General features: G+C 63.8%; 16 protein-coding genes. 4 read left to right on the plus strand and 12 right to left on the minus strand.

From position 1 onward, the window contains the following. The first annotated feature begins 133 nt into the window (after positions 1 to 133). Both GWG65_RS24305 and GWG65_RS24310 read left to right on the plus strand, forming a co-directional pair. Entirely contained in the window at positions 134 to 820 is a 687-nt protein-coding gene (locus GWG65_RS24305; protein WP_008142830.1) for a response regulator, read from the plus strand. 59 nt (positions 821 to 879) lie between these two features. Beyond that, positions 880 to 1,323 (plus strand): cyclic nucleotide-binding domain-containing protein, encoded by a 444-nt coding sequence (locus GWG65_RS24310; protein ID WP_275198092.1) that lies wholly within the window; start codon positions 880 to 882, stop codon positions 1,321 to 1,323. Between the two features lie 133 nt (positions 1,324 to 1,456). On the opposite strand, the gene xth is transcribed toward GWG65_RS24310, so the two are convergent. The 11 genes from xth to GWG65_RS24365 all read right to left on the minus strand — a co-directional run bounded on the left by xth (position 1,457) and on the right by GWG65_RS24365 (position 12,252). After that, positions 1,457 to 2,272, minus strand: coding sequence for an exodeoxyribonuclease III (gene xth / locus GWG65_RS24315; RefSeq protein WP_275198093.1), 816 nt, complete (start codon positions 2,270 to 2,272; stop codon positions 1,457 to 1,459). 177 nt (positions 2,273 to 2,449) lie between these two features. Next, a complete protein-coding gene (locus GWG65_RS24320; protein WP_275198094.1) occupies positions 2,450 to 3,205 on the minus strand; it encodes an outer membrane lipoprotein carrier protein LolA in 756 nt (251 codons plus the stop codon). A 152-nt stretch (positions 3,206 to 3,357) separates the two neighbouring features. Beyond that, positions 3,358 to 5,829 (minus strand): DNA translocase FtsK, encoded by a 2,472-nt coding sequence (locus tag GWG65_RS24325; RefSeq protein ID WP_275198095.1) that lies wholly within the window; start codon positions 5,827 to 5,829, stop codon positions 3,358 to 3,360. Positions 5,830 to 5,838: 9 nt separating this feature from the next. Then, positions 5,839 to 7,053: an aminotransferase class I/II-fold pyridoxal phosphate-dependent enzyme gene (locus tag GWG65_RS24330; protein WP_275198096.1), complete on the minus strand. Its 1,215-nt coding sequence runs from the start codon at positions 7,051 to 7,053 to the stop codon at positions 5,839 to 5,841. A 341-nt stretch (positions 7,054 to 7,394) separates the two neighbouring features. Then, positions 7,395 to 7,799, minus strand: a complete 405-nt coding sequence (locus GWG65_RS24335) for a GFA family protein (protein ID WP_275198097.1) — start codon at positions 7,797 to 7,799, stop codon at positions 7,395 to 7,397. 205 nt (positions 7,800 to 8,004) lie between these two features. Further along, complete coding sequence (locus tag GWG65_RS24340) at positions 8,005 to 9,453, minus strand: ammonium transporter (RefSeq protein ID WP_247381030.1); 1,449 nt, start codon at positions 9,451 to 9,453, stop codon at positions 8,005 to 8,007. 39 nt (positions 9,454 to 9,492) lie between these two features. Then, complete coding sequence (locus tag GWG65_RS24345) at positions 9,493 to 9,831, minus strand: P-II family nitrogen regulator (RefSeq protein ID WP_008142813.1); 339 nt, start codon at positions 9,829 to 9,831, stop codon at positions 9,493 to 9,495. Between the two features lie 411 nt (positions 9,832 to 10,242). Continuing rightward, positions 10,243 to 10,845 carry an ATP-dependent Clp protease proteolytic subunit gene (locus GWG65_RS24350; RefSeq protein ID WP_275198098.1) on the minus strand — a complete coding sequence of 201 codons (603 nt, stop codon included), beginning with the start codon at positions 10,843 to 10,845 and terminating at the stop codon, positions 10,243 to 10,245. A gap of 40 nt (positions 10,846 to 10,885) precedes the next feature. Beyond that, complete coding sequence (locus GWG65_RS24355) at positions 10,886 to 11,239, minus strand: hypothetical protein (RefSeq protein WP_275198099.1); 354 nt, start codon at positions 11,237 to 11,239, stop codon at positions 10,886 to 10,888. A gap of 28 nt (positions 11,240 to 11,267) precedes the next feature. Next, the gene (locus GWG65_RS24360; protein WP_275198100.1) at positions 11,268 to 11,582 is read right to left on the minus strand and encodes a metalloregulator ArsR/SmtB family transcription factor; all 315 of its coding nucleotides are present in this window, start codon (positions 11,580 to 11,582) and stop codon (positions 11,268 to 11,270) included. A gap of 331 nt (positions 11,583 to 11,913) precedes the next feature. Beyond that, a complete protein-coding gene (locus GWG65_RS24365; protein ID WP_247381020.1) occupies positions 11,914 to 12,252 on the minus strand; it encodes a P-II family nitrogen regulator in 339 nt (112 codons plus the stop codon). 236 nt (positions 12,253 to 12,488) lie between these two features. Between GWG65_RS24365 and GWG65_RS24370 the strand changes: the two genes are divergently transcribed. Beyond that, positions 12,489 to 13,361 carry a DUF4339 domain-containing protein gene (locus GWG65_RS24370; protein WP_275198101.1) on the plus strand — a complete coding sequence of 291 codons (873 nt, stop codon included), beginning with the start codon at positions 12,489 to 12,491 and terminating at the stop codon, positions 13,359 to 13,361. Between the two features lie 223 nt (positions 13,362 to 13,584). Here GWG65_RS24370 and tesB read toward each other — a convergent pair whose 3' ends face one another. Beyond that, a complete protein-coding gene (tesB, locus tag GWG65_RS24375; RefSeq protein ID WP_247381014.1) occupies positions 13,585 to 14,448 on the minus strand; it encodes an acyl-CoA thioesterase II in 864 nt (287 codons plus the stop codon). A gap of 137 nt (positions 14,449 to 14,585) precedes the next feature. Between tesB and GWG65_RS24380 the strand changes: the two genes are divergently transcribed. Continuing rightward, positions 14,586 to 15,806 (plus strand): ubiquinone biosynthesis hydroxylase, encoded by a 1,221-nt coding sequence (locus tag GWG65_RS24380; protein WP_275198102.1) that lies wholly within the window; start codon positions 14,586 to 14,588, stop codon positions 15,804 to 15,806. The last annotated feature ends 54 nt before the right edge of the window (positions 15,807 to 15,860 follow it).

Raw genomic sequence — 15,860 nt, forward strand, 5'->3', positions numbered from 1 at the left:
TCTGGCTTGTGAATCGGTAACAGCCCACTACTTCAAGACGAACAACAATAATAACGGCGACCCCTAACTTTCCCATCACGGCTGAGCGCGGCATGCATGCGCGCCGAGCCGGACCCCAAAAGGATGACCCCCTATGGCCAATGCCCGCAAGATCCTAATCGTGGATGACGATACCGATCTGCGCGATACGTTGGTGGAGCAATTATCGCTGCACGAAGAATTTGAAGCCTCCGCCGTCGATACCGGCGCCAAGGGCGCAAGCGCCGCAAAGGCCAATTCCCCCGATCTCGTCCTGATGGATGTCGGCCTGCCCGACACCGACGGCCGCGAGGTGGTCCGCTCCCTGCGCAAGGGCGGGTTCAAGGCTCCGATCATCATGCTGACCGGGCATGACACCGACTCCGACACGATTTTGGGCCTGGAATCCGGCGCCAACGATTATGTCGCAAAACCGTTCCGCTTCGCCGTGCTGCTCGCCCGCATCCGCGCCCAGCTTCGCCAGCACGAAGCCAGCGAAGACGCCGTGTTCTCGGTCGGCCCCTACAGCTTCCGTCCCGGCTCCAAAATGCTGACCGCCGCCAATGCGCGCAAGGTGCGGCTGACGGAGAAGGAGACGGCCATCCTGCGCTTCCTCTACCGGGCCGGCCAGATGCCGGTCTCGCGCGAGACCCTGCTCCAGGAGGTCTGGGGCTACAATTCCGGCGTCACCACCCATACGCTGGAAACCCACATCTACCGTCTTCGCCAGAAGATCGAGAAGGATGCTGCCAACCCGGAAATCCTGGTCACGGAAGCCGGTGGCTACAAGCTGGTGCCGTGATACGCTTCGGGGGGTGTGCGAATCGTTTTAGATTGCGTGCCCTTGAGCCTCGGACCTGAATGTCAATCGATGACGACGTAGCGCTTCTTGAGCGTGTCCCGACATTGCGCCTGTTGGGAGACGCCTCGTTGCGCATGCTGGCGATCGGTTCCGAGCAGCGCGACTTCGTTCGCGGCGACGTCCTGTTCAATCTCGGCGACGACGCCGATGCCGGCTTCGTGGTCCAGCGCGGCGCCTTTCGGGTCGACGACGGCGCCGGCGCCGAAATGATCGCCGGTCCCGGCGCGCTGATCGGCGAGCTCGCGTTGGTCGTGCCGATGAAGCGGCCGTCGGGTGCGATCGCGATCGAGCACTCTTCCGTCATCCGCGTCGCGCGCAGCCTGTTTCAGCGCGTGCTCGAAAGCGACCCGGCCGCGGCGGTTCGCCTCCGCGACGAATTCGCAATTCGCTCGAGCCAGATCGCCAGCGATATCCTGATGGCGGGCGCGAAGCTGACGACGTAGGTGATCCTCATGGTGAGGAGGCGCGTGAGCGCCGTCTCGAACCATGAAGGCCCGGCTTTCGCCCGCGGCCCATCCTTCGAGACGCGCGCAAGCGCGCTCCTCAGGATGAGGGCGTCAGGCGTGGCTGGCGGTCCTACACCTCCAGCGTCACAGTCACCGGCACGTGGTCCGACGGCCGCTCCCAGCTCCGCGCCTCGCGCAGAATCCTGAAATCGCTGACCGCATCTGTCAGCGCGCGCGAGACCCAGATGTGGTCGAGCCTGCGGCCGCGATCGCCGACGGTCCAGTCGGCGGAGCGATAGCTCCACCACGTGTAGACCTTTTCCGACATCGGAATGCGCTCGCGCGCGACGTCAACCCATTGGCCGGCATTCAGCGCCGCCTGCAGCTTCTCGGTTTCGATCGGGGTGTGCGACACCACCTTCAGCAGCTGCTTGTGCGACCACACGTCGTTCTCGTGCGGGGCGACGTTGAGATCGCCGACCAGGATGTGGCGGTCTTCTGCGCGCGGATGCAGCGGTTCGCAGGCTTTCATCTCGTCGAGGAAGCGAAGCTTGTGATCGAACTTCTCGTTCAGCGCCGGGTCGGGAATATCGCCGCCGGCAGGGACGTAGAAATTGTGCAGCACCAGCGGTTTTGCGATGTTGGCCTTTTCGCCGAACGACACCGAGATGTGGCGCGAATCCACCTTGTCGCAGAAGGTGCGGATGTCCTTCGACTCGAACGGAATTTTCGAGACGATGGCGACGCCGTGATAACCCTTCTGTCCGTTCAGCGCGACATGCTCATAGCCGAGCCGCTTGAAGCGCTTCAGCGGAAAGGCATCGTCGATGCACTTGGTCTCCTGGAGGCACAGCACGTCGGGCCGTGCGCTCTTGAGGAATTTCGCGACCAGATCGATGCGCAGCCGCACCGAGTTGATGTTCCAGGTTGTCAGGGAAAGACGCATGAGAAATGCGTCTTAGCATGGATTGCGGCGGTGGGAGACGGATTGTCCACAGGGGTAATCCGTAGGGTGGGTTAGCGAAGCGTAACCCACCATGCTTCCGCAATTGCAGATCGAGATGGTGGGTTACGCCAGCGGACTGCGCTCCGCGCAGCCGCAGGGCTAACCCACCCTACGCACCTAGCCCGGCGACGGGCCGTAATTGGTGAAGTCGATCTTGAACATGCCGGGATCGAGCTTCTTGCCCGCATCGAGATTGTAGACCGCGATCGTGGTGTCATAGCCCTGCGGGTCGGTGACGGTCCATTGCTTGAGCTGGCCGTCCTTGGCGCCGAACATCAGCATCAGGCGGCTGGTGCCGACCAGCGCCTGCTTCTCCTCGATGGTGACGCTGACGAAGACGTCGTCGGCGGTGACGTTGACGACGTTGGTGTCCTTCATCAGATCGATTCGATCCGACAGCAGGAAGCGCAGCGGCGTCTGCGACAGCGGATAGACGTCTTGCGTCGCCAGCTTGCGGTCGCGCACCACGAGCGACGATCCGTCGGCGACGATGTCGATCGGGCTCGGCGGATCATATTCGAAGCGCACCTTGCCCGGCTTCTGGATGTAGAAGTCGCCTTGCATCTTGCTGCCGTCGGGACCGACTTGGACGAAATTCCCGACCAGAGTCGAGAGCGACGACAGATAGGCGCTGACCTTGGCCGCCTGCGCCTTCTGGTTGGCATCGAAGGTCTGGAAGATGCTGCTCGGCACGTTGCGGCGCGGATCCGGAATCACCGGATTCGGCGGCGGCTGGGTCGCGCCGGTGATCGACGGCCCCCCAGAGGGCGGAGCACCGTCACGGGCCTTTGGCGCCGGCTTTGGCACGGGTACGTTCTGTGCAAAAGACGCGGCGGTCACCATCGCGGCGGTGACGAGAAGCACGCCCGCCACGCGCGCGCTTCGCGCAGCGATGGAGGCAGCGAATCGAATGTCCGGATGTCTGATCAACGCGTCGTCCTGTGTGGCTGGGCGTCGTTTTAGCGTGAATTCAGGCAAAAGCAGATATCGTTTTTGCGTGAGAATGCATTTTGAGACGGGCCGCCTTACATATGGCTGTCTTCTTCCTCGACAAGGATCTCGCGCTTGCCGGCGTGATTGGCCGGTCCGACAATGCCTTCCAGTTCCATGCGCTCCATCAGCGAGGCAGCGCGGTTGTAGCCGATTTGCAGACGGCGCTGGATGTAGCTGGTCGAAGCCTTGCGGTCGCGCTTGACGATGGCAACGGCCTGCGAGAACAGGTCGCCGCCGCCGTCCGCACCCATGCCGGTGGCGTCGAACACCGCGCCGTCCTCGTCCTCGGTGGGCTCCTCGGCAGTAACCGCTTCGAGATATTCGGGCTGTCCCTGAGTCTTGAGGTGGCGCACCACCTTCTCGACTTCCTCGTCCGATGCAAAGGGACCGTGCACGCGGCTGATGCGGCCGCCGCCGGCCATGTAGAGCATGTCGCCCTGGCCGAGCAGTTGCTCGGCGCCCATTTCGCCCAGAATGGTGCGGCTGTCGATCTTGGACGTGACCTGGAAGGCGATGCGGGTCGGGAAGTTCGCCTTGATGGTGCCGGTGATGACGTCGACCGATGGACGCTGCGTGGCGAGGATCACGTGCAGGCCGGCGGCGCGCGCCATCTGTGCGAGGCGCTGCACCGCGCCTTCGATGTCCTTGCCGGCAACCATCATCAGATCGGCCATTTCGTCGACGATGATGACGATGTAGGGCAACGGCTCGAGCGAGAGCTTCTCTTCCTCGTAGATCGCCTTGCCGGTCTCCTTGTCGAAGCCGGTGTGCACCGTGCGCGTCGGCTCCTCGCCCTTTGCCTTCACTTCGAGCAGGCGCGCATTGTAGCCGTCGATGTTGCGCACGCCGAGCTTGGCCATGTTCTTGTAGCGCTCTTCCATCTCGCGCACGGCCCATTTCAGCGCGACCACCGCCTTCTTCGGATCGGTCACGACCGGCGTCAGCAGATGGGGAATGCCGTCATAGACGGAGAGTTCGAGCATCTTGGGATCGACCATGATCAGCCGGCACTGGTCCGGGCGCAGCCGGTAGACCAGGCTGAGGATCATGGTGTTGATGGCGACCGACTTGCCCGAGCCGGTGGTGCCGGCGATCAGCATGTGAGGCGTGCGCGCAAGATCGATGATGACGGGATCGCCGCCGATGGTCTTGCCGAGGCAGAGCGGCAGCTTTGCAACCGTCTCTGTCGTCTCCTTGGCGACCAGCAGCTCGCGCAGATAGACCTTCTCGCGATGCGCGTTCGGCAGCTCGATGCCGATCGCATTGCGGCCGGGCACGACGGCGACGCGCGCCGAGAGCGCGCTCATCGAACGGGCGATGTCGTCGGCAAGTCCAATCACGCGCGACGACTTGATACCGGGCGCCGGCTCCAGCTCGTACAACGTGACCACAGGGCCGGGATTGGACTTCACGATCTCGCCGCGCACGCCAAAGTCCTGGAGCACGCCTTCGAGCGCGCGCGAATTGGCTTCCAGCTCGGCCTTGCTGAGCGGCTGGCGATCGCCGGCCTTGGGCGCGGCCAGCACCGACACGGACGGGAGCTCGAACTTGTCGGAGGATTTCTTGGGCGCAGCCTTCGGCGCGGCCTTCTTGCGCGGTGTGCGCGCGGCCGGCGCCTCCTCTTCCTCCTCGTCTTCCTCGTCGTGTCCGTCCTCGTAATCCTCATCCTCGGACTGCGGCGAGATTGACGGAGCGGCACGGCCGCCACCGAGATTCGGTTCCTGACGGTCGAAGGCAATCGCGCGGGGCTTCGGCGTGCTCGAGACCAGCGAGCGATAGGCAGTGCCGAGCAGCCAGATCAGCCGCGCCTTCGTGCTCATCAGCGCATGGAACAGCCAACCCAGTGACACCGACCCGCGATCGCTGGCATCGTCTTCGTCGAGCGGCGTATCGTCATCCTCGATCTCCGAAAGCTCGTCGTCGTGCTCGCGCGCACCAAAACCGCAGGCGATCAGGAAGGTCGCGGACATCGCGACGAACAGAATCAATCCGAGCACAATGCGATAGATCGTGCCGGCCGGTCCGAAAATCACCGCGGGCGCGCGCACCAACGCGTCGCCGACCACGCCGCCAATTCCGGTCGGCAGCGGCCAGGCGCCGCCATGCGGCCAGCAGCTCGCAAAGCCAGCCGCGATCACCGTGCAGAGAATCCAGCAGCCGAGCCGCAGCGCCTCGCGGTCGAACGGGCGATGGGTCAGCATGCGCCAGCCCCAGACCGCGACGGTCAGGATCAGCATGATCGCGCCGAGCCCGAGGATCTGCATCGCAAGGTCGGCGCCGATCGCGCCGGCATAACCGAGAATGTTGCGGATCGGCCGCGAGGTCGCGTGGCTGAGACTGGGATCCTGCACCGACCAGGTCATCAGCGCGGCCGAGGCGACGCCCGAGAGCGCGATCAGCCCGAGACCGGCGAGCTCACGCACGCGCCGCGTCAGCGCCTCGCGGATCGAAGGCGGCAGATGGCCGACCAGAGGAATGACACGTTCGATTGTCGACATGCTCATGGGCCCCGCCTAACCCAGAGTCTCGACCAGGCGGTGCAGCGCCGCCGCCGTGGTCTCACCATCCTGCACCAGCGCCAGGCGAATGTAGCCCGCACCGGGATTGAAGCCATCGGGCTGGAGCCGCGCCAGATAGCTGCCGGGCACCACGCGCACGCCTGCTTCCTTGAACAGCCTGACCGTCAAGGCCACGTCGTCGCCGAGCTCGGACGTGTTGAGCCAGACGCAGAAGCCGCCGTCGGGCCGGCGATAGCCGTAACGATTGCCGATGATCTGGTCGGCGAGATCGAACTTGATCCGGTAGAGCCTGCGGTTCTCCTCGACATGCGCCTCGTCACCGTAGGCAACGGTCGCGACATGCTGGAGCGGCACCGGCACCTGCGGCGCCGCGACGTTGCGCAGTTCGAGAAACATGCTGATGAATTTCTTGTCGCCGGCGGCGAAGCCGACGCGCATGCCCGGCAGATTCGAGCGCTTCGACAGCGATTGGAACGCAACCACGCGGGTGAAATCAGGACCGGCGCATTCCAGCGCGCTGCCCGGAGCTTCCCGGGTGTAGATCTCCGAATAGCACTCGTCGCTCAGGATCACGAAGCCGTAGCGATCGGCGAGCTGCTTGAGGCGAAGAAAATAGTCGCGCGAGGCGACCGAGCCCTGCGGATTGGCGGGCGAGGCCAGATAGAACGCGACCGTGCGCGCCAGCGTCGCCTCGTCGATGGCGTCGAGGTCGGGCAGAAAACCGTTCTCGATGGTGGTCGGCAAATAGACCGGCTCGCAAGCGGCTGCGCGGGCCCCGGCGCCATAGACCGGATAGAACGGATTCGGCATCAGGATCGCAGGCTTGCCGGGACGCGGCCCGACATAGCGCGCCGCCGTGATCGCGGCAAAGAACAGTCCCTCGCGGCTGCCATTGAGAACGAGAACCTCGCTCTCGGGATCGAGCGGTCGCGGCAGCTTGAAGCGCGACGACAGCCAGGCGCTGGCGGCTTTGCGGAACGGGTCGGTGCCCTTGTTCGCCGGGTAACGGCCGAAATCGGCGGTGTGCTTGGCCAGCACCGGGCCGACGAAGTCAGGCACCGGATGCTGGGGCTCGCCGACTGCAAGCGTAATCAAGGGCTTGCCTGGCTGATGCGGCGCCAGCAGCTCGTTCAGCCGGACGAAGGGCGAGCGGTCGCTGTCGGAGCTTCCACCGGTCTGCGGCGCACGGGATGAAGCGGTCATAGCCATTCTGGGCGCCAGCACTCTTGGAACAGCCGGTCGCGCGAAGGCACCGGCGGGAAGCGGTTCAGTTCACCATAGATAGGGCGAGGTTAAGACGCGATTAACCATCGGCCGCCGCCCCCGTCCAGAGCGGGAATAATGAGGCCGGATAACAACGGGATGCATGGCGCGCGAGGCCTCACTTCTCGTCGCACGCGGCGCTGATCGTTCTCTGCCGGGGACGTGGATGTTTCGGCGACGTCATGGCCGGGCCTTGTCCCGGCCATCCACGGCCTTTCCCGGCGCGCCCAAGAACGTGGATGCCCGGGACAAGCCCGGGCATGACGAGCTTCGCGATATAGGCGCGTCTAGTGCCCCGGCAGCTTCTCAAACGTCGGCATGCCCGCCGGGATCGCGTGGAATTCCTGCTTGTCGCAGGTGTAGATCGCCAGCTGCGGCTGGAACTGGGACGGCTCATCCAGCGTGCCGACCTTCACGATCGCGGCCGGCAGCCCCGGAACCTTCGTGACCAGATGCGTGCCGCACTCGGCGCAGAATTCGCGCGTGACGGCCCGCTCGAGATCCTTGCGGGTGAACTGCTTGGGCTGCCCGGTGATGTAGCTGAAGCCCGCCGCCGGCATCGCGATGAAGATGTTGGGCGCGCCGCCCGAGATGTACTGGCACTCGCGGCAATGACACTGCGCCTGCATCATCGGGTCGCCCTCGGCCACGTAGCGTACTTCGCCGCAATAGCATCCGCCTTCCAAACGCATGACGACCTCCCGCTTTGTTGTTCTTGTGGTCGATATTTCTGCGCTGCCTGCCTGGAATGGCAATCTTTTTCTTTGGTGGGGCGATCAAAAAGAAAGGGGCTCCAACTTGCGCTGGAGCCCCTCAACGGTCGGGGCATTGCCGGGTATGTGCCCAAACCGTAGTTCTGGGCGCGATCCCCGGGAGGATCGCGCCCCGGGAGAACACTTACATGTTGTAGGCGCGCTCGGTGTGCTCGGTGATGTCGAGGCCTTCACGCTCGGTCTCGACGTTGGCGCGCAGGCCAACGATCACGTCGACGACCTTGTAGAGGATCGCCGAACCGATGCCCGACCACACCAGCGTGGTGCAGACGCCCCAGAGCTGGGAGATCATCTGCGCCGCGAAGTCGTAATCGGCAACCTTGGGCGGGATCGCGGTGTAGTCGATGATGCCGGCGCCGCCGAGGGCCGGGTTGACCAGGATGCCGGTGCCGAGGGCGCCGATGATGCCGCCGACACAGTGCACGCCGAACACATCGAGGGAGTCATCGTAGCCGAGCGCGTTCTTCACCACGGTGCAGAAGAACAGGCAGACCACGCCGACGACGAGGCCGAGGACGATCGCGCCCATCACGCCGGCGAAGCCGGCCGCAGGTGTGACCGCCACGAGGCCCGCAACAGCGCCGGAGATGATGCCGAGCACGGAGGGATGACCCTTCACGATCCACTCCGCGAACATCCACGACAGCGCGGCGGCTGCGGTGGCGACGAAGGAGTTGGTCATGGCGAGGGCTGCGCCGCCGTTGGCCTCTAAGTTGGAGCCGGCGTTGAAGCCGAACCAGCCGACCCAGAGCAGCGAGGCGCCGATCATCGACATCGTCAGCGAGTGCGGAGCCATCAGCTCCTTGCCGTAGCCGACGCGCTTGCCGATCAAGAGAGCGCCGACGAGACCTGCAATGCCGGCGTTGATGTGCACCACGGTGCCGCCCGCAAAGTCGATCGCGCCCTTCTTGAAGATCCAGCCGGCGTCGGCGTTGATCTCGTCGAGCTTGGCCTGCGCCGCGGTCTTCGCCGCGCCATCAGCCGCTGCAGCAAGCGCCTTGGCGGCATCCTGAATCGCGTCCGGGCCGGGCCAGTACCAGACCATGTGCGCGATCGGGAAGTAGATCAGGGTGACCCAGAGCGGAATGAACAGCGCGATTGCCGCGAACTTCATGCGCTCGGCAAAGGCGCCGACGATCAGCGCGGGCGTGATCGCCGCGAAGGTCATCTGGAAGCAGATATAGATGAGCTCCGAGATGTTGGCGTCGACGCTGAAGGTCGCCGCCTTCGAGTCGGTGGTGACGCCCATCATGAAGGCCTTGGAGAAGCCGCCGATGAAGTCGGAGCCGCCGGTGAAGGCGAGGCTGTAGCCGTATACGGCCCAGATCACGGTGACGACGCAGACGGTGTAGAACACCTGCATCAGGACCGAGAGCATGTTCTTGGAGCGGACGAGGCCGCCGTAGAACAGCGCAAGACCCGGGATCGTCATCAACAGCACGAGTACTGTCGATGTCAGCATCCAGGCGTTGTCTCCCTTGTTGACCGTTGGCTCGGCATAGGCTGCGGTCGCAGCGAACAGGCCGACTGCGAGAGCCGCCAATCCCGCGCCATAGGGACGCTTAAACGTCATTTCATTTACTCCTGATTGAATTTTTGATTGAGCGCGAAATCAAAGGGCCGCGGCGTCGGCCTCGCCGGTGCGGATGCGAACCGCATGGTCGAGGTTGATGACGAAGATCTTGCCGTCGCCGATTTGTCCGGTTTTCGCAGCCGACGTGATGGCGTCGATGGTCTTGTCGACCTGGTCGGAGGCGACAGCGACCTCGATCTTGATCTTGGGCAGGAAGCTCACGGCATATTCGGCGCCGCGATAGATTTCCGTATGGCCCTTCTGACGGCCATATCCCTTGACTTCCGTCACCGTAAGCCCGTGAACGCCGATGGCGGTCAGGGCGTCACGGACTTCTTCCAGCTTGAATGGCTTGATAATCGCCATAACAATTTTCATGGGTCCTATCCCCGCTTGGGCCCGGTCCGGACGTGGCCGGGCGTTTCTCGACTGGTTCGCCACGAGGGAGAAAGTTCACTACGCGGGCACAGCCAGGACCCCTAGAATCAAATGCCGTGCCAGATCGTCCGTCTTGCCTAACGGACTATGAAAACGGGTGTTTTCGCGTTTGGCGGGTGTTGCGCCGCAGTGCGCTATTACGTCGCGCTCAAAACTTAGTCAGGCCTGCGTAAAATGCGAGCAGGACAGGCCGCCGACACAATGTTGCTCATGCGTCGGGCAGCGCGAAGGTATTTTGGTAGAGCGGCCGCCTAGTGCAGGGCTTCTCCGCGCTGCGAAATATCCAGTCCCTCCGGCTCGTGCTCACGGGATACGCGCAAGGGCACGAACAGGCCGACCGGCTTCGGACCGTCAGGCGACGTCGCGTTCCGCAAGAACCCTGTCGATCAGTCCCCATTCGACCGCTTGGTTCGCGGTCATGAAGTGATCGCGGTCCAGCGTTCGTTCCACCTCCTGCTCGGGGCGCCCGCAATGCTTTGCATAGAGACGGATAATGCGCCGCTTGGTTTCCTGCATTTCGGTTGCATGGATCAGGATGTCGGACGCCTGGCCTTGGAAGCCGCCGAGGGGCTGATGCACGTGGAGGCTCGCATTGGGCAGGGCAGCGCGGTGACCGGGCGCGCCGGCCATCAGCAGGAACGAGCCCATGGAGCGCGCGGTGCCCATGCACAGCGTATGGACCGGCGCCTTGATGAATTGCATGGTGTCGTACATCGCAAGGCCACTGGTGATCACGCCGCCATAGGAATTGATGTAGAGATTGATCGGCTTGTGCGGGTTCTCCGCCTCCAGGAACAGGAGCTGCGCGCAAACCAGTCCGGACATCGCATCATTGACCTCGCCGTTCAGGAAGATGATGCGCTCGCGCAAGAGCCGCGAATAGATGTCGAAGGATCGCTCGCCGCGAGCGGACTGTTCCACCACCATAGGGACGAGCTGCAGCATGTCGCGCATCGGCGACCTCCATTTCTGCAGATGATGCAGTATTTTGCCGTTAGGCCGCGCGCATCAGGCAGGAATTGGCGTTGGCCGCCTGCGGCAGCTTTGCTCGATCGTCGCAGGCTTGCTGGATGATGCGAACGCGGGTGCCGCCGGATTCGTTCGGTTCGATCAGGAAGGTGACGTGGCTTTCGCGAAACGGCGGTTCGGACTCGCGGAGGCGGTAGCGCACCTCTTCGCCCGCGATCGATGATTCAGGTTCGGCGGCCGCAAGGTCCGAGCCCGGCAGCCAGCGCTCGCGCAGGGCCGGAATGGTCACGGCGCGCCAAACCTTCGCCGGCGGTGCATCGAGGTCATATTCGAGCACCAAGGCTGGGGCGGAGTGATCAGGCTTCATCGCGTCGCTCATTGATCCAGGTCCTTATTGGTCCATGTCCTTATTGGTCCATGTCCTTCAAGAGACCGGCGAGGGCTTCCATGCGCTTCGGCCAATAGGCGCGGTAGCGCGCAAGCCATGTCCCGATGGTGGCGATCCCGTCCGGGTCGACCTCGTAGTTCACAAAGCGGCCCTGCCGCTGTTCGCGGACCAGGCGTGCCGCACGTAGCACCGCAAGATGCTGCGACATCGCCGGTTGGCTGATCTCCAACCCGTCGCGCAAAGCGCTGGCATTCAGGCTTCCGCCAGCGAGCTTTTCAAAGACCTTTCGGCGCGTCGGGTCGGCTAGCGCCTTGAAGATGTCGGCTTCAATCATGACGACACATAAGCATACACTTATGTGTTGTGCAAGCCCGAAGTGACCTGCGGCCGTCCAGTGCTTCGCAACAATCCCGCCATGTCATTTCCCCCAGCATATCGATTGCGTCGCACGCTGTGGCGTCGTTGCCCGGTGCATTTCGAAGAAAGAGTTAGTCGCAACTGCGTTCCAAGCACTCCCCCTCCTCCTGAGGAGCGCGCTCGCGCGCGTCTCGAAGGATGGTCACGGGCGAGATCCGGGCCTTCATGGTTCGCCCGGCGATGCGAGCATCGTCCGGAGACGCGCGTTCCGCGCTCCTCACCATGACGGTCTCGCAACGCAGTCGAAATCAGAGCGCGTCGCTGTCGGTTTCGCCGGTACGGATGCGCAGCGCGTGGTCGATCGGCGTGACGAAGATCTTGCCGTCGCCGATCTGTCCGGTGCGCGCGGTCGCGGTGATGACGCTGACGGCCTTCTCGGCCACATCGGAGGCGACCGCGATCTCGATCCGCAGCTTGGGCAGGAAGTTCACGACATATTCGGCGCCACGATAGATCTCGGTGTGACCCTTCTGGCGGCCATAGCCCTTCACTTCGGTCACGGTCATGCCGTGGACGCCGATCGCCGTCAGCGCCTGACGGACCTCATCCAGCTTGAAGGGTTTGATGATCGCGACGACGAGCTTCATGGTCAGGCCTATTCCTCGGGATGCGCCGCGCCGTGTCTCCCCGGCGCCGTATCAATCTGGCATCTTTCTGGGCAAATGGCATAAAAAACTTGCAGATTGAAGCAGAAAAACGCTTGGGCCTTTTCGCCGGCCGCCTCTGTACAGGGCAGCCGTTCATCCTCCACAATGCGTTTTTGGCATGGATGCGGTGAACCCGCGCCCGCTGAACGGTACATAAGTATTTTAGGGGGGCGTTCATGGCGAGTTGGTTCTACGCATCCGAGGGCAAGCAGCAAGGGCCCTATCCGGAAGGGCAATTCCGCGACCTGATCGCCCAAGGCATCGTGCGCCCGGATACGCTGGTGTGGTCCGAAGGCATGGCGGGCTGGCAGAAGGCCGCCGAAATCCCCGGCCTGATCGGCGGCGGCGGTCCGCCGATGGTCCCGGCCGGCGGTCCGCCGATGACGGGTGCGGGTGGCTATGGCGGCGCCGGTTCGCTGTCGATCGACTTCGGCATCCTCGAATTCACCTGGCGCAGCATCGCGATGCTGATCGGCATAGCCCTCATCATACCGGCGCCCTGGGCGTTCGTCTGGTACACGCAATGGATCGTGTCCTGCGTCAAGGTTCCGGGGCGGCCCAACCTCAGCTTCACCGGCAACGCTATGACGCTGGTACCCTGGTTTTTCGGCTTCATCGTTCTGATGATTGTCGTCGGCTTCACCGGTAGCCAGGTGCTCGGCAACCTGCTGTTGATCGCCCAGATCGTTCTCTACTGGCTCCTGATCAAATGGATGGTTGCAAACCTGGCCTCCAACGGGCAGCCGCTCGGCCTCAGCTTCACCGGCTCGGTTTGGGCCTATATCGGCTGGAATCTGCTGTTCGCGATTTCGTTCATCACGATTATCGGCTGGGCCTGGGTCGCCGCGGCACAGCTTCGCTGGTTCTGCCGCAACATCGAGGGCACGCGCCGCGAGATCGTCTTCCAGGGCAGCGGACTCGGGATTCTCTGGCGCGGAATCGTGGCCGCGATCCTGTTCAGCCTCATCATCCCGATCCCGTGGGTGTATCGCTGGATCATGAACTGGTTTGCTTCGCAAACCGAGCTCGCCCCGCGCGGCGCACTCTGAGCGGGATGAGTTTTGGTTAGTCGGTGCGGGCGCGGCATTCGAATCACCTCTCCCGTAGGGAGAGGTCGGATCGCATCGAAAGATGCGATCCGGGTGAGGGGTTACAGTCTCACTGAGCGCTGCGGCCCCTCACCCGGATTGCTGCGCAATCCGACCTCTCCCCGCTGGGGAGAGGTGAACCGCGGACAATCGAACGAACCTAATTTCATCACGTATTAGGCGCTCAGCTCTTCCGCTCGCGCACGGAGCCTTCCTGCGCGACGGACGCCACCAGCGTGCCGTCGGGCTTGAAGATCAGGCCGCGGGTCAAGCCGCGGCCGCCCTGCGCGCTCGGTGAATCCTGCACGTACAGCAGCCATTCGTCGGCGCGGAACGGCCGGTGAAACCACATCGCGTGGTCGAGGCTTGCCGGCATCATGCGCTTGTCGAACAGGGTGCGGCCGTAGCGCGCCATCACCGCATCCAGCAGCGAGAAGTCCGACGCATAGGCCAGCGCGCACATATGCAGCGCGGGATCGTCCGGCAGCGTGGCTGCGGTCTTGATCCAGACGTGAATGCGGCCGTCGTCGATCTTCTGGCCGAAATAGCGGCCGAGCTCGACCGGGCGCAGCTCGATCGGCCGATCGGATTCATAATAGCGGCGGATGAACTCCGGCATTTCGCGGAACATCGGCTGCTTCGCCACCTCCTCCGCCGTGAGTTTTTCCGGCGGCGGCACGTCGGGCATCTTCTCCTGGTGGTCGAAGGCGCCCTCCTCCTCGGCGTGGAACGACACCATGATGGAGAAGATCGCGTTGCCGTGCTGGATCGCGGTGACGCGGCGCGTCGAATAGCTCTTGCCGTCGCGCAGCCGCTCGACCTGGTAGATGATCGGAATCTGCGGATCGCCCGGCAGGATGAAATAGCAATGCAGCGAATGCGGCAGCCGGCCCTCGACCGTGCGGCAGGCCGCGACCATGGCCTGCCCGATCACCTGCCCGCCGAACACCCGCTGCCAGCTCGTCTTCGGGCTGTTGCCGCGGAACAAATTCACCTCGAGCTGTTCGAGGTCGAGGATCGCGATGAGGTCGATTAGGCTTTTGGACATGGATTGAACTTTCTTGCCGTCAGTCCGGGTTCGATGCTCCGGAATGACACATTGGGCCGTTCCGCCCTTGTTTCACCGCACTGTTTCGCCCACCTCAAGTCTGCTAGCAAGACCAGGATTTAGCCGGGAAATCTTGAATGTCGGTACAGGGTAGCATTGTCATTGGTGGCGGGGCGTTTGCCGGCCTCGCGCTGGCCCTGGCGCTGCGGCAGGGGCTCGGCCCCGAAATTCCCGTCATCGTCGCCGATCCCGCCCTCGCGACACGGCCGAGCCGCGACCCGCGCGCCACTGCGATCGTGGCGGCCTGCCGGCGCCTGTTCGAGGCCATCGGCGCCTGGGACGACGTCAAGGCCGAGGCGCAGCCGATCCTCGACATGGTCGTCACCGATTCCAAGCTGGAAGATGCCACGCGTCCGGTATTTCTGAATTTTGCCGGCGATGTTGCGCCCGGTGAATCCTTCGCGCATATGGTCGAGAACCGCCGCCTGATCGATGCGCTGGTGGTGCGTGCCGAGGCGGAGGGCATCGATCTGCGCGCCACCACCGTGGCGTCCTACGATTCGCGCGCCGACGGCATCGATGTGACGCTCGGCGACGGCAGCGCGATTGCGGCAAGCCTGCTGATCGCCGCCGACGGCGCGAAGTCGAGGCTGCGCGAACGCGCCGGCATCGCCACCCACGGCTGGGAATACGATCAATCCGGCATCGTCGTCACCGTCGGCCACGAGCGCGACCACGAGGGGCGGGCCGAAGAGCACTTTCTGCCCGCAGGCCCGTTCGCGATCCTGCCGCTGTCCGGCAAGCGATCGTCGCTGGTGTGGACCGAGCGCCGCACGGAAGCCGCGCGCATTGTCGCCCTGAGCGACGAGGAATTCCACGGTGAGCTCGAGCGGCGTTTCGGCCTGCATCTCGGCGAGGTCAAGGCGCTCGACAAGCCGCGCGCATTCCCGCTGTTCTATTTCGTGGCGCGCTCCTTCATCGCAGAGCGGCTGGCACTGGTCGGCGATGCCGCGCATGTCATCCATCCCATTGCCGGCCAGGGCCTCAACATGGGTCTGAAGGATGTCGCTGCATTGGCCGAGGTCGTCGTCGACGCCGCGCGGCTCGGCCTGGATATCGGCGGGGCCGACGTGCTCGAGCGCTACCAGCGCTGGCGCCGCTTTGACACCATGGCGATGGGCGTTGCCACCAACTCGCTGAACTTCCTGTTCTCGAACCGGTCGACGCTGCTGCGCACCGTGCGCGATATCGGCCTCGGCCTCGTTGACCGCACTCCGCCGCTGAAGAATCTTTTTATCCGCGAGGCAGCGGGGCTTACCGGCGAGGTGCCAAAATTGTTGAAGGGTGAGGCGTTGTAGCCGCGAACGGCGAGTGACGACGTCGTAGCCCGGATGGAGCGAAAGCGCAATCCG

The organism is Bradyrhizobium sp. CSA207 (genome assembly GCF_029051685.1).
Lineage (GTDB): Bacteria > Pseudomonadota > Alphaproteobacteria > Rhizobiales > Xanthobacteraceae > Bradyrhizobium.

What these genes read in the sequence shown, in the direction of transcription:
- GWG65_RS24335 (WP_275198097.1), bottom strand. Translation starts at nt 7,799, where the DNA reads ATGCGTTTGGAAGGCGGATGCTATTGCGGCGAAGTACGCTACGTGGCC.
- GWG65_RS24380 (WP_275198102.1), top strand. Translation starts at nt 14,586, where the DNA reads ATGTCGGTACAGGGTAGCATTGTCATTGGTGGCGGGGCGTTTGCCGGC.
- GWG65_RS24325 (WP_275198095.1), bottom strand. Translation starts at nt 5,829, where the DNA reads ATGAGCATGTCGACAATCGAACGTGTCATTCCTCTGGTCGGCCATCTG.
- xth (WP_275198093.1), bottom strand. Translation starts at nt 2,272, where the DNA reads ATGCGTCTTTCCCTGACAACCTGGAACATCAACTCGGTGCGGCTGCGC.
- GWG65_RS24305 (WP_008142830.1), top strand. Translation starts at nt 134, where the DNA reads ATGGCCAATGCCCGCAAGATCCTAATCGTGGATGACGATACCGATCTG.
- GWG65_RS24365 (WP_247381020.1), bottom strand. Translation starts at nt 12,252, where the DNA reads ATGAAGCTCGTCGTCGCGATCATCAAACCCTTCAAGCTGGATGAGGTC.
- GWG65_RS24370 (WP_275198101.1), top strand. Translation starts at nt 12,489, where the DNA reads ATGGCGAGTTGGTTCTACGCATCCGAGGGCAAGCAGCAAGGGCCCTAT.
- GWG65_RS24345 (WP_008142813.1), bottom strand. Translation starts at nt 9,831, where the DNA reads ATGAAAATTGTTATGGCGATTATCAAGCCATTCAAGCTGGAAGAAGTC.
- GWG65_RS24360 (WP_275198100.1), bottom strand. Translation starts at nt 11,582, where the DNA reads ATGATTGAAGCCGACATCTTCAAGGCGCTAGCCGACCCGACGCGCCGA.
- GWG65_RS24355 (WP_275198099.1), bottom strand. Translation starts at nt 11,239, where the DNA reads ATGAGCGACGCGATGAAGCCTGATCACTCCGCCCCAGCCTTGGTGCTC.
- GWG65_RS24340 (WP_247381030.1), bottom strand. Translation starts at nt 9,453, where the DNA reads ATGACGTTTAAGCGTCCCTATGGCGCGGGATTGGCGGCTCTCGCAGTC.
- GWG65_RS24310 (WP_275198092.1), top strand. Translation starts at nt 880, where the DNA reads ATGTCAATCGATGACGACGTAGCGCTTCTTGAGCGTGTCCCGACATTG.
- GWG65_RS24330 (WP_275198096.1), bottom strand. Translation starts at nt 7,053, where the DNA reads ATGGCTATGACCGCTTCATCCCGTGCGCCGCAGACCGGTGGAAGCTCC.
- tesB (WP_247381014.1), bottom strand. Translation starts at nt 14,448, where the DNA reads ATGTCCAAAAGCCTAATCGACCTCATCGCGATCCTCGACCTCGAACAG.
- GWG65_RS24350 (WP_275198098.1), bottom strand. Translation starts at nt 10,845, where the DNA reads ATGCGCGACATGCTGCAGCTCGTCCCTATGGTGGTGGAACAGTCCGCT.